The following is a 15,580-nucleotide window of genomic DNA, read 5'->3' as shown; positions in this document are numbered from 1 at the left end:
AGGAACCGTGTCCGGATTCGTAGAAAAGCCCGAGCCCCTTCAGGTGCCGGGCCTGGTGCATCTGCACACCGGGAAGGTGCGCGAGCTGTACCAGAACGAGGCGGGCGACCTCGTGATGGTCGCCAGCGACCGCATGTCCGCCTACGACTGGGTGCTGCCCACGGAGATCCCGGACAAGGGCCGCGTCCTCACCCAGCTCTCCCTGTGGTGGTTCGACCAGCTCGCGGACATCATCCCGAACCATGTGATCTCGACGGAGCTGCCCGAGGGCGCCCCCGCCGACTGGGCGGGCCGCACGCTGGTCTGCAAGTCGCTGCGGATGATCCCGGTCGAGTGCGTGGCGCGCGGCTATCTGACCGGCTCCGGGCTGATCGAGTACCGGGAGTCGCGCACCGTCTGCGGGCTCGCGCTCCCCGAGGGCCTCACCGACGGGTCGGAACTGCCCGCTCCGATCTTCACACCCGCGACGAAGGCCGCCGTCGGCGAGCACGACGAGAACGTCTCGTACGAGGAGGTCGCCCGCCAGGTCGGAGCCGAGACCGCCGCGCAGCTCCGCCAGTCCACGCTGGCCGTGTACAGCCGCGCGCGGGACGTGGCGCGGGACCGGGGGATCATCCTGGCGGACACGAAGTTCGAATTCGGCTACGACGACAAGGGCGGGCTGGTCCTCGCGGACGAGGTGCTGACGCCGGACTCCTCGCGGTTCTGGCCGGCCGCCGAGTGGCAGCCGGGCCGCGCGCAGCCGTCGTACGACAAGCAGTTCGTACGGGACTGGCTGACCTCCCCGGAGTCCGGCTGGGACCGGCACAGCGAGCAGCCGCCCCCGCCGCTGCCGCAGGAGGTCGTGGACGCGACGCGCGCCAAGTACATCGAGGCGTACGAGCTGCTGACCGGCACGGCCTGGTCGTAGGCGTCGCCGCCGCGCAGGACCGCCCCACCCCATGCGTGGCGGGGCGGTCCTGTCGTATCCGGCGCCCGTTTCACGTGAAACACGCCGTGGAACCGGGACGCCGGGACACGTCGAAGGCCCCGGTCTGATGACCGGGGCCTTCGCTCTGGAGCGGACGACGAGATTCGAACTCGCGACCCTCACCTTGGCAAGGTGATGCTCTACCAACTGAGCCACGTCCGCCTGCGCCGTAGCGCGAGACCCACTATACCCAACCTCGCTCGCGCGCGAGACGCACTGCCGTGTGCCGGTTCTCCGCGCCGAGCTTCGAGACGGCGGAGGAGAGGTAGTTGCGGACCGTTCCGGGGGAGAGGGAGGCGCGCCGTGCGATCTCCGCCACGGGGGCGCCGTCGGCCGCGAGTTCCAGCACCTCGGTCTCGCGCGCGGTCAGCGGCGAGTCGCCCGCGGAGATGGCGTCTGCCGCCAACTCCGGGTCCACGTAACGGTTTCCGGCGTGGACGCTGCGGATGATCTCGGCGAGCCGCTGGGCGCTGACGGTCTTGGGGACGAAGCCCCTCACCCCCGCCGCGAGGGCCCGCTTGAGGTGTCCGGGGCGGCCGTGACCGGTCACGATCATGGTCTGGCAGGAGGGCAGCTCGGCCCGGAGGGATGTGGCGACTCTCACACCGTCGGCGCCGGGCATCTGGAGGTCGAGGACGGCCACGTCGGGCCGGTGGACCCGGGCCATGGCGATCGCCTCGGGGCCGGACGCGGCCTCGGCGACCACCTCCAGGTCGTCCTCGAGTCCGAGGAGCGCGGCGAGCGCGCCCCGGATGAGGTGCTCGTCGTCGGCGAGCAGCAGGCGTACGGTCACGACAGCTCCTTCCCGGCCGGCTCGGCCACGGCGGGGCGGCGTTCCTCGCCCGCGAGGGGCACCCGGGCGGTGACCCGGAACCGCCCGTCGGCGCCCACGGGCCCGGCTTCCAGCACCCCGCCCAGCACATCGAGCCGCTCCCGCAGCCCGGCCAGCCCGGACCCGGCACCGCCCGGCGCGCCCACGCCGTCAGGGCCACGCCCGGGACCCGCGCCGCCACCAGCGCCCGCGCCGCCGACAGGGCCCACGCCGTCGTTCTCGATGACCAGCACCGCGTGCCCCGCGTCCGCCGGTCCTGCCGACACCGTCACGCGGCAGTGGCGGGCGTCGCTGTGGCGCAGGACGTTCGTCGTGGCCTCCCGGACGACCCACGCGAGGGCGGACTGGGCGGCGGCCGACAGGTCCGTGTCCGTGTCCCGCAGGTCGATGCGGCACCGTATGCCCGCGGCGGCCAGGACGCCCCGCGCGCCCTCCAGTTCGGTGTGGAGGTCGGCCTCCCGGTAGCCGCGCACCACGTCCCGCACCTCCCGCTGGGACTCGCGGGCGATCCGCTGCACCTCGCCCATCTCCGCCACGGCCCGCCCGGCGGACCCGCGCCGGGCCAGCTGCACGGCCAGTTCGCTCTTGAGGGCGATGACCGACAGGTTCCGCCCCATCACGTCGTGGAGGTCCCGCGCGAACCGCAGCCGTTCCTCGGCGACGGCCAGCCGTGCCTGGAGCCGGTGGGCGGCGTCCAGCTCCCACACGGCCCGCAGCAGCCACCCGGAGAAGCCGCTGGTGGTGGCGAACACGACCACGCCGAACGCGGCCGAGAAGGTGTAGGCGACGGTGTCGGTGAGCGGCAGCCCCACCGCCAGCGCGCCCGCCGCGAGCCCGGCCACCGCGACGACCGTGAGGCCGAGCATGTGCCGTACCCGCGTCGTGCAGAGGGAGAGCGAGCCGACGCCCCAGCTGGCCATCCCGGCCGCCACGTACATCGACATCTGGAGGTCCACGTCGGGCCGCCACCGCCGCAGCGCCAGCACGGTGAGGCAACCGCCGACGGTGAGCACCGCGACGGCGGCGGCGAGCCGGGCCGGGCGCTCGCGCCGCCCGAGCTGCCAGCTGAGGGCCCGCCCCGACAGCACGGCGACCAGCACGGTGTGGACGACCACCATCAGGAACAGCCACCCGCCGAGCGGCCCCACCTTCCCGGTCGCCGCCAGCGCGGGCATCCCCCCGATGAGGACGGCCACGCAGGCGAGCCCGTGGTAGGTCCACCGCGTGTAGAGCTCGACCTTCTCCGGGTTGCTCCTGCGCGTCCACCAGCCGGTCAGCCTCGCCATGCGCCCGTACCCCCTCCCGATCCGTTCCCCGAAGGCCCGAAGGCCCCCAAGGCCCCAGGGCCCCAACGCCCGAGGACCCCAAGGCCCCAACGCCCGTCGGCCTCCTCAGCCTCGTCGGCCCGTCGGCGTCCCGGCCCCGTGCTGCGGCGACGCCGCGGTGGCGCCTCAGTGGCGGGGCTCCCACCGGAACCGCCGTCGCACAGCAAACACCGCCACCGCCGTCCAGACCAGAGCGGTCGCCCCGGCCCGCAGCAGCTCCCCGGCGTCCGCGCCGCCGAGCCACCCGGCCCGCAGCAGCGTCACGACGCCCGTCACCGGCAGCAGCGCGCACACCGCCTCGACCTTCTCCGGGAAGACCTCAAGCGGCACGAACAGCCCGGAGCCGAACGCCGAGACGAGGAACAGCGGCATCGTCGTCAGCTGCGCGCTCTCCACGGTCCTGGTCAGGGTCGAGGTGTACGCGGCGAGCGCGCCGAGCAGCACGATGCCGACGGCCACGCCCGCGACGAGCAGCTCGGGCCGCTGCGGCGCCCGTACGCCGAGGAACGCCACCGCGGCCACCACCATGATCACGCACTGGGCGAGGGTGAGCGCCACCGAGGGCAGGGCCGTCCCGGCGAGGATCTCCGCGTCGGACGCCTCCCCGGTGCGCAGCCGCTTCAGGACGAGCTCCTCGCGACGGGCGACGTAGGCGGGAACGAGGTTCAGGTAGACGACGATGACGAGGACCATGCCGAGGCCGCCGGTCATGGCCGCCTCGACCAGGGTCATCCCGGTCCCCTCCAGTCCGGCGCGGTCGAGGCCGGCGCGGATGGAGCCGATCATCAGCAGCGGCATCAGCAGGGTGACGAAGAGGGCCGTCCGGTTGCGGACGAGGAGGATCAGTTCGGCGCGGGCGAGCGCGCCGAGCCGCCCGGCCGCCGTGGTGGTGCCGGCCGTGGTCGCGGTGTTGGTGGGGGTCGCCATGTCACACCCCCGCCGGTGCGGTGGTGGCGTCGGCGCGGGCGATCTCCAGGAACGCCTCTTCCAGGGACGCCGACCGCGCGTCGAGCGCTTCGAGCCGTACGCCGTGTTCGTCCGCCCACCGCAGCAGCTCGGCCAGTGCGGCCTGGAGGTCGTGCGTGCGGATCTCGACGCGCCGTCCGTCGGGCTGGGCGGCCCGCAGGTGGAGCGGCAGCCGCGCGACGGGCACCCCGGCGGGCAGCTCGAACCGGATACGGGCCGGGCGGGACGCGGTGACCTCCGACGGGGTGCCGGACGTGACGATCCGGCCGCCCCGCATGATGGCCAGCTGGTCGGCGAGGGCCTCGGCCTCCTCCAGGTAGTGCGTGGTGAGCAGCACGGTGGTGCCGGTGTCGCGCAGGTGCCGTACGAGGTCCCAGGTGTCGCGGCGGCCCCCGGCGTCCAGTCCGGTGGTCGGTTCGTCGAGGAACAGCACCTCGGGGCGGCCGAGGAGGGCGAGCGCCAAGTCGAGGCGGCGCCGCTCGCCGCCGGACAGCTGCTTGACGCGGACCCGTGCCCGCGCGGCGAGGCCGACCATGTCGAGGGCCTCCCCGGTGGGGCGGGCGCCGCTGGTGCACCCGGCCCACATGCGGACGGTCTCCGCGACGGTCAGGTCGGAGGGGAAGCCGCCCTCCTGGAGCATCACGCCGATGCGCGGCCGGACGGCGGCGCGTTCCCGGTACGGGTCGTGGCCGAGGACGCGGACGTGGCCGCCGCTCGCGGGCGCGAGCCCTTCGAGGAGTTCGACGGTGGAGGTCTTGCCCGCGCCGTTGGTGCCGAGGAGGGCGAAGACCTCGCCGTACGGGACGGCGAAGGTGACTCCGCTCACGGCCTCGAAGCCCTCTGCGTACCGGCGCCGCAGGTCCTCGGCCTCGATGGCGTGGCCGTGTCCGGGGCGGGCGAGGCCCGGGTGGTGATCGTCGCTGGTCATGGCTCCAGCGTCGCGGCGGGGAGGGCGGCCCGGCAGTACGCGGTGTCATCGGAGACCGCTGACAAATGTCATGGGCCCGGCCAGGCGCGGACATCTGCAATCTGCCGGGCAGGGGGATAAACGACGAGAACCCCGGTCGATTGACCGGGGTTCCCATTCACGAGCGGACGACGAGATTCGAACTCGCGACCCTCACCTTGGCAAGGTGATGCTCTACCAACTGAGCCACGTCCGCATTGCTCCCGACCGGCTCTCACCGGGCGGTGCGAACACCACTGTACCTGATCCACCGGAGTGGTCGGTACGTGATGTGGAGCGGGTGACAGGAATCGCACACTGCGCCTTCCCCCTGGAAGGGGGATGTTCTACTACTGAACTACACCCGCACGCTCCGTGAGGCGCTCGGCTTTTCGGCCTCGCCCCTCGGCGTGCTCCAGACTTTAGCCGATCAAGGGGGGTGCCGCGCAACTCGGTGCCGGGAGCCCGCCCGCGACGGCCCTCGGGGCCCGTGCCCGCAGGTCCCGGCACCGGCGCGCGGAGCCGCCCGCGGCGGGCCTCGCCGGTCAGGCACCCGGCCCCGCACGAGGCGGACCGGTACGGCACCGCCGTACGCCGCCGCGCCCGTCCCGGCACGGCCCGCCGGGCCACCCTCAACGGAGCCCCGGCCCAGTACCGCTTCGGCCCGTACGACCGGGCCGACCCCCCTGGGCCGGCCCGTGCCGCCCCGCCCGTACGGCACCCGGCCCGTACGACCGGGCCGAGCCCCCGGGGCCGGCCGGGTCCCGGATCGGCAGGGATCAGTTGGCCTCGTGGAAGGCGTCGTAGACCCGCTTCGGGATGCGGCCGCGCGCCGGCACGTCCATCTTGTTGGACTGCGCCCAGGCGCGTACGGCCGCCGGGTCCGGGGCCACGGAGGTGTGCTGGAACGCCTTGCGGGCCTTCTCCGTGCCGGACTTCTTTCGCCCGGCTTCCATGTACGGGGCGAGAGCCTTGCGCAGTTTCTCTGCATTGGCTTCATTGAGGTCGATCTCGTACCACTTACCGTCGAGGCCGAACCTGACCGTTTCCGCCGCTTCCCCGCCCTCGATGTCGTCGGTGAGCGTGACTACTACGCGCTGCGCCACGGATATCGGTCCTTTCCCGTGGTAAGCCGCCGTTCCCGGTGTGTTGTGTGACACGTTTGACGTGCGGCGATACCTGATTTAGATGGGTGTATTCCTTTGTACAGCCAGAAGTGCCGCACTGGGAAGACCCGGCAATTGTCCCCGCGTGTCCGTACGCAATGGCGGCGCCGCGATTCTTTTCCGGGATTTTTCCGGGCGCTTCTCGACGGGCGGGGCCCCACGGCACTCACGCGCCACTTCCTGCCCTTCCGGCAGTGACGGGCCCCCGGCCTCCTCGCCCCTTCCGCGGCCCCTCCGCGCCCCTTCTGTGTCCCTTCCACCCAAGATCGTTTCATGCGTTTGTGGGTTCCTCTGGAAATCTACTCGCGTAGAATTTGTAGGCAGGTACGCTGGGTGAACCGCCCACGCAACACACCACCGGGAGTGCCAGTGGCACGCGTCGTAGTCGACGTCATGCTCAAGCCGGAGATCCTCGACCCGCAGGGCCAGGCGGTGCAGCGCGCACTGCCCCGCCTCGGTTTCGAGGGGATCGCCGACGTCCGCCAGGGGAAGCGCTTCGAGCTGGATGTGGAGGGCCCGGTCGATGACGCCGCCCTCGCCCGCATCCACGAGATGGCCGAAACCTTCCTTGCCAACACCGTCATCGAGGACTTCGTCGTCAAGGTGGAGGAGGCGTGACGTCCCGCATCGGAGTCGTCACCTTCCCCGGGACGCTCGACGACCAGGACGCCCTGCGCGCCGCCCGGCTCGCCGGGGCGGAGCCCGTCTCGCTCTGGCACCGTGACAAGGACCTCAAGCAGGTGGACGCGGTCGTCCTCGCGGGCGGCTTCAGCTACGGCGACTACCTGCGGGCCGGGGCGATCTCCCGGTTCTCGCCGGTCATGGAGTCGGTCATCGAGCAGGCGAAGGCCGGCATGCCGGTCCTCGGCATCTGCAACGGCTTCCAGATCCTCACCGAGGCCCACCTGCTGCCCGGCGCCATGCTGCGCAACAACCACCTGCACTTCATCTGCCGCGACCAGAAGCTGCGGGTGGAGAACGCGAACACCGCCTGGACCGCCGACTACGAGCAGGGCCAGGAGATCTCCGTACCGCTGAAGAACATGGACGGCCGGTACGTCGCCGACGAGCGCACGCTCGACGAGCTGGAGGCGGAGGGCCGGGTCGCGTTCCGGTACCTCGACATGAACCCCAACGGCTCGCTGCGCGACATCGCGGGCATCACCAACGCCGCGGGCAACGTCGTCGGCCTCATGCCGCACCCCGAGCACGCCGTGGAGCCGCTCGTCGGCACGGGCAGGACCGACGGGCTCGGTTTCTTCACCTCGATCCTCAAGAAGCTGGTCAACGCCTGATGAGCCTCGACACCGTCAAGCACGCCACCGAGACGCCCGACGTCGAGCAGCCGTGGTCCGAGCTGGGTCTGAAGAAGGACGAGTACGAGCGCATCCGCGAGATCCTCGGCCGCCGCCCGACCGGCGCCGAGCTGGCCATGTACTCCGTCATGTGGTCCGAGCACTGCTCGTACAAGAGCAGCAAGGTCCACCTGAAGCAGTTCAGCGAGAAGAAGCCCGAGTCCGACGCGATGCTCGTCGGCATCGGGGAGAACGCCGGCGTCGTGGACGTCGGCCAGGGCTACGCGGTCACCTTCAAGGTCGAGTCGCACAACCACCCCAGCTACATCGAGCCCTACCAGGGCGCGGCCACCGGCGTCGGCGGCATCGTCCGCGACATCCTCGCGATGGGCGCCCGCCCGGTCGCCGTGGTCGACCCGCTGCGCTTCGGCGCCGCCGACCACCCCGACACCAAGCGCGTCCTGCCGGGCGTCGTCGCGGGCATCGGCGGCTACGGCAACTGCCTGGGCCTGCCCAACATCGGCGGCGAGGTCGTCTTCGACTCCTGCTACCAGGGCAACCCGCTGGTCAACGCCGGGTGCATCGGCGTGATGAAGCACGAGGACATCCACCTCGCCAAGGCGTCCGGCCCCGGCAACAAGGTCATCCTGTACGGCGCCCGCACCGGCGGCGACGGCATCGGCGGCGTGTCCGTCCTGGCCTCCGAGACCTTCGACGACACGAAGCCGACCAAGCGCCCCGCCGTCCAGGTCGGCGACCCGTTCCAGGAGAAGCTCCTCATCGAGTGCACCCTGGAGGTCTTCCAGGAGAAGCTCGTCGCGGGCATCCAGGACCTTGGCGGCGCCGGTCTGTCCTGCGCGACCTCCGAGCTGGCGTCCGCCGGTACGGGCGGCATGCGCATCGAGCTGGACACGGTCCCGCTGCGCGACGCGACGCTCTCGCCCGAGGAGATCCTCATGAGCGAGTCGCAGGAGCGCATGTGCGCGATCGTCGAGCCGCAGCACGTCGACCGCTTCATGGAGATCTGCGAGAAGTGGGACGTCATCGCCACCGTCATCGGTGAGGTGACCGACGGCGACCGCCTGGAGATCTTCTGGCACGGCGAGCAGATCGTGGACGTGCCGCCCGGCACCGTCGCCCACGAGGGCCCGACCTACCACCGGCCGTACGCGCGCCCGGACTGGCAGGACGCCCTCCAGGCCGACGACGCGAACAAGCTGCCCCGGCCGCGGACCTCCGAGGAGCTGCGCGAGCAGGTCCTGAAGCTCGTCGCGTCGCCGAACCAGGCGTCCAAGGCGTGGGTGACGGACCAGTACGACCGGTTCGTGCAGGGCAACACGGTCCTCGCCCAGCCCGAGGACGCGGGCATGGTCCGGATCGACGAGGAGACCAACCTCGGCGTCGCCATCGCCACGGACGGCAACGGCCGGTACGCCAAGCTCGACCCGTACGCGGGCGCGCAGCTCGCGCTGGCGGAGGCGTACCGCAACGTCGCCGCGTCCGGCGCGAAGCCGCTGGCCGTCTCCGACTGCCTCAACTTCGGCTCGCCCGAGGACCCGGCGGTCATGTGGCAGTTCGCCGAGGCCACGCGCGGTCTCGCGGACGCCTGCCTGGAGCTGGGCACCCCGGTCACGGGCGGCAACGTCTCGCTGTACAACCAGACCGGTGACATCGCGATCCACCCGACGCCGGTCGTCGCCGTGCTCGGCGTGATCGACGACGTGACGCGTCGCACGCCGATCGCCTTCGCGGAAGAGGGCCAGCTCCTCTACCTGCTGGGCGACACGCGCGAGGAGTTCGGCGGCTCGGCCTGGTCGCAGGTCGTCCACGACCACCTCGGCGGCCTGCCGCCCAAGGTGGACCTGGACCGGGAGCGGCTGCTCGGCGAGATCCTGATCTCCGCCTCGCGTGACGGCATGATCGACGCGGCGCACGACCTGTCCGACGGCGGTCTGATCCAGGCCGTGACGGAGTCCTGCCTGCGCGGCGGGAACGGCGCGCGGCTGATCGTCCCGGACGGTCTGGACGCGTTCACGTTCCTGTTCAGCGAGTCGGCGGGCCGCGCCGTCGTGGCCGTGCCGCGCAGCGAGGAACTCCGCTTCACCGACATGTGCGGCGCCCGGGGCCTGCCCGCCACCCGCATCGGTGTCGTGGACGGCGACGCGATCGACGTGCAGGGCGAGTTCAGCGTGCCGCTGGCCGAACTGCGCGAGGCGCACGAGGCGACGATCCCGGGCCTGCTGGCCTGACCGGTACGCCCGTACGGAACGAACGGAGGGCCGGTCCGCGGCGTCACACCGCGGACCGGCCCTCCGCGCTGCGGCGATGCCCCCGGCGAACCGGCGGGGCCGGGGGAGGCGGGGTCATCGCCGGGGCGGACCGGCTCGTACGTCCTGGCCCTGGCGGGACGGGGCGGCGGTAGCCTCTGGGCATGCCACAGCCGAGGAAGCGCGCCCGCAGGTACGACTCCGAGAAGACCCGCGCGGCGGTGACCGCGCAGTTCGCGCACGTACGGGAGGGCGTCGAGCGGCTGACGCCCGAGCAGTTGGCGCTGCCGACGCGCCTGGGGGAGTGGACCGTACGGGAACTCGCCGCGCACATCGCGATGGTGCTGCGGTCGGTCGTGCGGGGCGTGGCGGCGCCCGAGCCCGCCGTACGGGACGTGGGCCTCGCCGACTGGCCCGCCGCGACGCGCGGTTTCGCGGGCGCGGTGGACCATGACACCCGCGAACTGGCCGAGTGGGCCGACGAGTCGGGAGGCCTGGCGGAGCTGTACGCGCGTACGGCGGAGGAGTTCGCGCGGGCGCTGGCGGCCGCGCCGGACGAGCGGCTGATCGTGACGCGGTTCGGGGGGATGCCGCTGGGCGACTTCCTGGTGACGCGCACGGTGGAACTGACGGTCCACACCGACGACCTGAACGCGGCGACGGGCCTGGCGGTGCCGCACGACCGGCAGGCCCTGGCGGCGTGCACCCGGCTGCTGGCCGACGCGCTGGCGTCGAAGGCGCCGGGCGGTTCGGTGGAGTTGCGGGTACCGCCGTACGCGGTGGTGCAGTGCGTGGAGGGGCCGAGGCACACGCGCGGTACGCCGCCGAACGTGGTGGAGACCGACCCGCTGACCTGGGCCCGCCTCGCGACGGGCCGCGTCGCGTGGGACCAGACGCTGTCGGAGGCCCGCCTCCAGGCGAGCGGCGACCGCGCGGACCTCACGCCCTGGCTCCCGGTCCTGGGCTGACGGGCGGCTCCGGATGGTGCGCGACGGCAGGCGGGTTCGGCGCCTGGTGGCCGACGGGGGGACCTTCGTCCGGTCGCTCCGGCACAGCCACAGGAAGCGGGACGACGCCGGGCAGGTGACGTGCGGCGAGGTGCTGTCCATCCGCCGGTGCGGGGCGCGGGGGCGTCTGCGCCTCGTCTTCGAGGGCGGCCCCGGCCGGATCGTCCCGGACGGGTACCCGGTGCCGTCGGGGGTCGTCGGCACGGCGCCGGACCGGACCCTGAACCTTCACGAGCCGGGGACGGTCAGGGCGTTCCTGGACGTGGCGCTGAGGCGGGGCTGGGACCCCGACGGCCCGGTGCCCCGGGAACTGGACGGCTGGTCTCTCTTCGATGAGGCCCACACCCTGCGCACCGGAGCCTGCCAGGCCCCCTGCCCGGCGGGCCGCGTCCGCTGCGGGCGGTCGTAGCCCCGGCCCGCCCAGCACGCGGGACGCCCGCCCCGCACGGGGTTCCGCCCGAGCGACAGCGCATCCGCCCGCAGGGGACACGCGCCCAGCCGCAGCCCCGCAGGGGCGGGCCCCGCGAAGGGAACCGCTCCGGCGGCTCGGCCGTCAGAGCGGCATGCGGATCACCAAGTGCCTGCTCCCCGTCCTCGCGGTCACCGCGACCGCCACCGCCCTCGCCGGCTGCTCCAACGGCACCACCCCCGGCGACCGCCCCGACATCCCCCTCACCGGCACCCACTGGACCCTGGACGCCCTCACGGTCGAGGGGGCCAGGAAGACCGCCCCCGCCCCCCGGCGCGCGTACGTCGAGTTCAAGCCAGACGGCACCGCCACCGGCAACGCCGGGTGCAACCGCTTCACCGCCAAGGCGGCCATCACCGGCGACACGGTGACCGTCGGCGAGGTCACCAGGACCGAAATGGCCTGCGACAAGGCCGTACAGGACTTCGAGGACGCCTTCCTCAAGGCGTTCACCGGCAAGCTCCAGGCCAAGCTCGGCGACCGCGACCGCGACCGCGACGGCGCCAGCGCCACCGACATCGGGCTCGGCCGCCTCACCCTCACCACCCCCGGCGGCGACACCCTCGCCCTGACCGAGCGGCCCCCCGCGCCGCTCAAGGGCACCAAGTGGAGCGTCGAGACCCTCCTGGACGGGAAGACCGCCAGCTCCCTGCCCGCCGGAGTCAAGGGCAGGCCGCACCTCACCATCGCCGCCGACGGCTCCGCCACCGGCAACCTCGGCTGCAACAACTTCACCGCCACCGTGAAGGCCGAGGGCGACAAGCTCACGTTCGACGCCCTCGCGGTCACCCGCCGTATGTGCACCACCCTCCAGAACGGCCTGGAGCAGAAGCTGTACGGCACCCTCAGCAGCGGACCGGTGACGTACCGGATCGAGAACGACCGGCTCACGGTCACCGCTCAGGACGGTTCCGGGTTCGGCGCGCTCGCGACGGCGCCGTAAAGTCCGGTATAGGTGCGAGGTCCGTCACACCGAAGATGGCGGGAAAGGGTTCCCGCGAGCGCGGAAAGGCCGTCTGGGCAGGGGGCCCTTCCCGCCGCGGGCCCTCCGGGGCGGGCCCGTCCCCAATTCGGACCAGTGGTCGATCTCGCCTACACTCGGTGGTGTGCCACGTGGTGACGGTCGACTCAATCACGATCTGCTTCCCGGCGAGAAGGGCCCCCAGGACGCTTGTGGCGTCTTCGGTGTCTGGGCGCCGGGTGAAGAGGTCGCAAAGCTCACGTACTTCGGGCTCTACGCCCTCCAACACCGGGGTCAGGAATCCGCGGGAATAGCGGTCAGCAACGGCTCCCAGATCCTCGTCTTCAAGGACATGGGCCTCGTGTCCCAGGTCTTCGACGAGACCTCCCTCAGCTCCCTCCAGGGTCATATCGCGGTCGGTCACGCCCGCTACTCGACCACCGGCGCGTCCGTCTGGGAGAACGCCCAGCCGACGTTCCGGGCCACGGCCGAAGGCTCCATCGCCCTCGGCCACAACGGCAACCTGGTCAACACGGCGCGCCTCGCCGAGATGGTCGCCGACCTGCCCAAGAAGGACGGCCGCGCCCCCCAGGTCGCCGCCACCAACGACACGGACCTCGTCACCGCGCTGCTCGCCGGGCAGACCGACGAGGACGGCAAGCCGCTCACCATCGAGCAGGCCGCCGCCAAGGTGCTCCCCGAGGTCCGGGGCGCCTTCTCCCTCGTCTTCATGGACGAGAACACGCTGTACGCCGCCCGCGACCCGCAGGGCATCCGCCCGCTGGTCCTCGGCCGGCTGGAGCGCGGCTGGGTCGCCGCGTCGGAGACCGCCGCCCTCGACATCGTCGGCGCCAGCTTCGTCCGCGAGATCGAGCCGGGCGAGCTCATCGCCATCGACGAGAACGGCCTGCGAACGTCGCGATTCGCGGATGCGAAGCCCAAGGGCTGTGTCTTCGAGTACGTCTACCTGGCCCGCCCCGACACGAACATCGCCGGGCGGAACGTCCACCTCTCCCGTGTGGAGATGGGTCGGAAACTGGCCAAGGAAGCCCCCGCCGACGCCGACCTCGTCATAGCGACGCCCGAGTCCGGCACCCCCGCCGCGATCGGGTACGCCGAGGCGAGCGGCATCCCGTTCGGCGCGGGCCTCGTGAAGAACGCGTACGTCGGGCGGACCTTCATCCAGCCGTCCCAGACCATCCGCCAGCTGGGCATCCGCCTCAAGCTGAACCCCCTCAAGGAAGTCATCAAGGGCAAGCGCCTGGTCGTCGTGGACGACTCGATCGTCCGCGGCAACACGCAGCGCGCGCTCGTCCGGATGCTCCGCGAGGCCGGGGCCGCCGAGGTCCACATCCGGATCTCCTCGCCGCCCGTGAAGTGGCCGTGCTTCTTCGGCATCGACTTCGCCACCCGCGCCGAGCTGATCGCCAACGGCATGTCGGTCGAGGAGATCGGCAAGTCCCTCGGCGCCGACTCCCTCTCCTACATCTCGCTCGACGGCATGATCGAGGCGACCACGATCGCCAAGCCGAACCTCTGCCGCGCCTGCTTCGACGGCGAATACCCCATGGAGCTCCCCGACCCCGAGCTGCTCGGCAAGCAGCTGCTGGAGACGGAGCTTGCCGCGGGCCCCGCCGCCACGGCCGCCGCCGACGCGCTCCGCCGCCCGTAGGCATCCCGTAGGCATTCCCCGTAGGCATCCCCCTCCCCCGCTGTACGACACGAAAGTTCCGTAGCCATGTCTCAGGCCACCAGTGCCACGGGCGGCGCCAGCTACGCCGCCGCGGGCGTCGACATCGAGGCGGGCGACCGCGCCGTCGAGCTGATGAAGGAGTGGGTGAAGAAGACGCAGCGCCCCGAGGTCCTCGGCGGCCTCGGCGGCTTCGCCGGACTCTTCGACGCCTCCGCCCTCAAGCGCTACGAGCGCCCGCTCCTCGCCTCCGCCACCGACGGCGTGGGGACCAAGGTCGACATCGCCCGCCGCATGGGCGTGTACGACACGATCGGACACGACCTGGTCGCCATGGTCATGGACGACATCGTGGTGTGCGGCGCCGAGCCGCTCTTCATGACCGACTACATCTGCGTCGGCAAGGTCCACCCCGAGCGGGTCGCCGGGATCGTCAAGGGCATCGCCGAGGGCTGCGTCCTCGCCGGCTGCGCCCTCGTCGGCGGCGAGACCGCCGAGCACCCCGGCCTCCTCGGCCCGGACGACTTCGACGTCGCCGGTGCCGGTACGGGCGTCGTGGAGGCGGACCGCCTGCTGGGCGCCGATCGCATCCGTACGGGTGACGTGGTCGTCGCGATGGCGTCGTCCGGCCTTCACTCCAACGGGTACTCGCTCGTCCGCCATGTGCTCTTCGACCGGGCCGGCATGGAGCTGGACCAGCGGGTCGAGGAGCTCGGCCGGACCCTCGGCGAGGAGCTGCTGGAGCCCACCAAGATCTACTCGCTGGACTGCCTGGCGCTCACCCGGACCACCGACGTGCACGCCTTCAGCCACATCACCGGCGGCGGGCTCGCCGCCAACCTGGCACGGGTGATCCCCGACCACCTGCACGCGACGGTGGACCGCTCGACCTGGGCCCCCGGCGCGATCTTCAACCTGGTCGGCAAGGCCGGTCAGGTGGAGCGGCTGGAGCTGGAGAAGACGCTCAACATGGGCGTCGGCATGATGGCCGTCGTTCCCGCCGACTCGGTGGACGTCGCGCTGGCCACGCTCGCCGACCGGGGTGTCGAGTCCTGGGTCGCCGGTGAGATCACCGAGCGCGGTGACCACTCGACCGGCGCCGCCCTGACGGGTGACTACGCGAGCTGAACAGCACTAAACCCGGTCCGGGGCGGTGCCCCGGACCGGGTTGGAAGAGTGCAGGCGTCAAGCGCCGCGACGCTGGGATGACGGACCGGACTCCTCGTCCTCGTCATCGTCGTCGTTGTACAGCTCCGCGTAGCGGGCGTACGGGTCGTCTTCCTCGTCGTCGTCCTCGAACGGCTCTCCGTTCGGAGGCTGACTCGAAGTCGATGCGCCCAGCTCGCTGGCCAGCCGTGCGAGGTCCGTCCCACCGCTGTTGTACTTCAGCTGGCGGGCGACCTTCGTCTGCTTGGCCTTGGCCCGGCCGCGCCCCATGGCTCGACCCCCTCGGTGACGGGGCTCGACGGCCCCAGAGTCTTGACACGCGTTCATGATGTGGAACGGACTCTCCGTGGAGAGACCGGCCCGTGGGCTTCAACGGTACCTGCTTCCGGGGCCATACGGTACGCCGCCCGCATGACGCGCCTCGGAGCCGGACCCCCGAGGCGCCCCGTCCTCGCTGGTCAGCTGCGATTTTAACCTCATATCGCGGCTCGACCCGCCGACCGGCGTGAGTCATCTCTC

At 72.1% G+C, this 15,580-nt stretch carries 15 protein-coding genes and 3 tRNA genes; 9 read left to right on the top strand and 9 right to left on the bottom strand.

Annotation, left to right across the window (positions count from 1 at the left end; translation table 11 throughout):
* Nucleotides 1-7 precede the first annotated feature (7 nt).
* A complete protein-coding gene (locus tag J116_RS13375) occupies nt 8-910 on the top strand; it encodes a phosphoribosylaminoimidazolesuccinocarboxamide synthase (RefSeq protein WP_023587571.1) in 903 nt (300 codons plus the stop codon).
* A 146-nt stretch (nt 911-1,056) separates the two neighbouring features.
* Here J116_RS13375 and J116_RS13370 read toward each other — a convergent pair.
* The 8 genes from J116_RS13370 to J116_RS13335 form a co-directional block, all read right to left on the bottom strand.
* A tRNA-Gly gene (locus J116_RS13370) sits at nt 1,057-1,132 on the bottom strand.
* A gap of 22 nt (nt 1,133-1,154) precedes the next feature.
* Nucleotides 1,155-1,751 carry a response regulator transcription factor gene (locus tag J116_RS13365; RefSeq protein WP_028964020.1) on the bottom strand — a complete coding sequence of 199 codons (597 nt, stop codon included), beginning with the start codon at nt 1,749-1,751 and terminating at the stop codon, nt 1,155-1,157.
* An 8-nt stretch (nt 1,752-1,759) separates the two neighbouring features.
* A complete protein-coding gene (locus J116_RS13360; protein WP_023587569.1) occupies nt 1,760-3,088 on the bottom strand; it encodes a sensor histidine kinase in 1,329 nt (442 codons plus the stop codon).
* Between the two features lie 165 nt (nt 3,089-3,253).
* A complete protein-coding gene (locus tag J116_RS13355) occupies nt 3,254-4,054 on the bottom strand; it encodes an ABC transporter permease (RefSeq protein ID WP_023587568.1) in 801 nt (266 codons plus the stop codon).
* Nucleotide 4,055: 1 nt separating this feature from the next.
* Entirely contained in the window at nt 4,056-5,021 is a 966-nt protein-coding gene (locus J116_RS13350) for an ABC transporter ATP-binding protein (protein WP_023587567.1), read from the bottom strand.
* 162 nt (nt 5,022-5,183) lie between these two features.
* Nucleotides 5,184-5,256, bottom strand: a tRNA-Gly gene (locus J116_RS13345).
* A gap of 76 nt (nt 5,257-5,332) precedes the next feature.
* Nucleotides 5,333-5,407 (bottom strand) — tRNA-Gly (locus J116_RS13340).
* A 411-nt stretch (nt 5,408-5,818) separates the two neighbouring features.
* Nucleotides 5,819-6,145 carry a histone-like nucleoid-structuring protein Lsr2 gene (locus J116_RS13335; protein ID WP_023587566.1) on the bottom strand — a complete coding sequence of 109 codons (327 nt, stop codon included), beginning with the start codon at nt 6,143-6,145 and terminating at the stop codon, nt 5,819-5,821.
* A 429-nt stretch (nt 6,146-6,574) separates the two neighbouring features.
* Between J116_RS13335 and purS the strand changes: the two genes are divergently transcribed.
* The 8 genes from purS to purM all read left to right on the top strand — a co-directional run bounded on the left by purS (nt 6,575) and on the right by purM (nt 15,022).
* Nucleotides 6,575-6,823 carry a phosphoribosylformylglycinamidine synthase subunit PurS gene (gene purS, locus J116_RS13330; RefSeq protein WP_023587565.1) on the top strand — a complete coding sequence of 83 codons (249 nt, stop codon included), beginning with the start codon at nt 6,575-6,577 and terminating at the stop codon, nt 6,821-6,823.
* Nucleotides 6,820-7,500 carry a phosphoribosylformylglycinamidine synthase subunit PurQ gene (gene purQ / locus J116_RS13325; protein ID WP_023587564.1) on the top strand — a complete coding sequence of 227 codons (681 nt, stop codon included), beginning with the start codon at nt 6,820-6,822 and terminating at the stop codon, nt 7,498-7,500. The genes purS and purQ overlap by 4 nt, the downstream gene beginning before the upstream one ends.
* On the top strand, nt 7,500-9,749 hold the full coding sequence (gene purL / locus J116_RS13320; RefSeq protein ID WP_023587563.1) for a phosphoribosylformylglycinamidine synthase subunit PurL: 2,250 nt from the start codon (nt 7,500-7,502) through the stop codon (nt 9,747-9,749). The genes purQ and purL overlap by 1 nt, the downstream gene beginning before the upstream one ends.
* Before the next feature lie 182 nt (nt 9,750-9,931).
* Nucleotides 9,932-10,735: a maleylpyruvate isomerase family mycothiol-dependent enzyme gene (locus tag J116_RS13315; RefSeq protein WP_023587562.1), complete on the top strand. Its 804-nt coding sequence runs from the start codon at nt 9,932-9,934 to the stop codon at nt 10,733-10,735.
* A gap of 46 nt (nt 10,736-10,781) precedes the next feature.
* On the top strand, nt 10,782-11,183 hold the full coding sequence (locus J116_RS13310; protein ID WP_201258808.1) for a hypothetical protein: 402 nt from the start codon (nt 10,782-10,784) through the stop codon (nt 11,181-11,183).
* Between the two features lie 154 nt (nt 11,184-11,337).
* A complete protein-coding gene (locus tag J116_RS13305) occupies nt 11,338-12,186 on the top strand; it encodes an META domain-containing protein (protein WP_023587560.1) in 849 nt (282 codons plus the stop codon).
* Nucleotides 12,187-12,349: 163 nt separating this feature from the next.
* Nucleotides 12,350-13,876 carry an amidophosphoribosyltransferase gene (gene purF / locus J116_RS13300; RefSeq protein ID WP_023587559.1) on the top strand — a complete coding sequence of 509 codons (1,527 nt, stop codon included), beginning with the start codon at nt 12,350-12,352 and terminating at the stop codon, nt 13,874-13,876.
* Between the two features lie 66 nt (nt 13,877-13,942).
* Nucleotides 13,943-15,022, top strand: coding sequence for a phosphoribosylformylglycinamidine cyclo-ligase (gene purM / locus J116_RS13295; protein ID WP_023587558.1), 1,080 nt, complete (start codon nt 13,943-13,945; stop codon nt 15,020-15,022).
* Between the two features lie 57 nt (nt 15,023-15,079).
* Here purM and J116_RS13290 read toward each other — a convergent pair whose 3' ends face one another.
* Complete coding sequence (locus J116_RS13290) at nt 15,080-15,331, bottom strand: DUF3073 domain-containing protein (protein ID WP_023587557.1); 252 nt, start codon at nt 15,329-15,331, stop codon at nt 15,080-15,082.
* Nucleotides 15,332-15,580 lie beyond the last annotated feature (249 nt).

Origin of the sequence: Streptomyces thermolilacinus SPC6 (assembly GCF_000478605.2) — a bacterium.
Lineage (GTDB): Bacteria > Actinomycetota > Actinomycetes > Streptomycetales > Streptomycetaceae > Streptomyces > Streptomyces thermolilacinus.
Note: the sequence above shows the minus strand (reverse complement) of the source record. Positions and strands in the feature narration are given on the sequence as shown.

Coding starts and splice junctions, on each gene's coding strand:
- J116_RS13360 (WP_023587569.1), bottom strand. CDS start 3,088: ATGGCGAGGCTGACCGGCTGGTGGACGCGCAGGAGCAACCCGGAGAAG.
- J116_RS13355 (WP_023587568.1), bottom strand. CDS start 4,054: ATGGCGACCCCCACCAACACCGCGACCACGGCCGGCACCACCACGGCG.
- J116_RS13350 (WP_023587567.1), bottom strand. CDS start 5,021: ATGACCAGCGACGATCACCACCCGGGCCTCGCCCGCCCCGGACACGGC.
- purL (WP_023587563.1), top strand. CDS start 7,500: ATGAGCCTCGACACCGTCAAGCACGCCACCGAGACGCCCGACGTCGAG.
- J116_RS13315 (WP_023587562.1), top strand. CDS start 9,932: ATGCCACAGCCGAGGAAGCGCGCCCGCAGGTACGACTCCGAGAAGACC.
- J116_RS13305 (WP_023587560.1), top strand. CDS start 11,338: ATGCGGATCACCAAGTGCCTGCTCCCCGTCCTCGCGGTCACCGCGACC.
- purM (WP_023587558.1), top strand. CDS start 13,943: ATGTCTCAGGCCACCAGTGCCACGGGCGGCGCCAGCTACGCCGCCGCG.
- J116_RS13290 (WP_023587557.1), bottom strand. CDS start 15,331: ATGGGGCGCGGCCGGGCCAAGGCCAAGCAGACGAAGGTCGCCCGCCAG.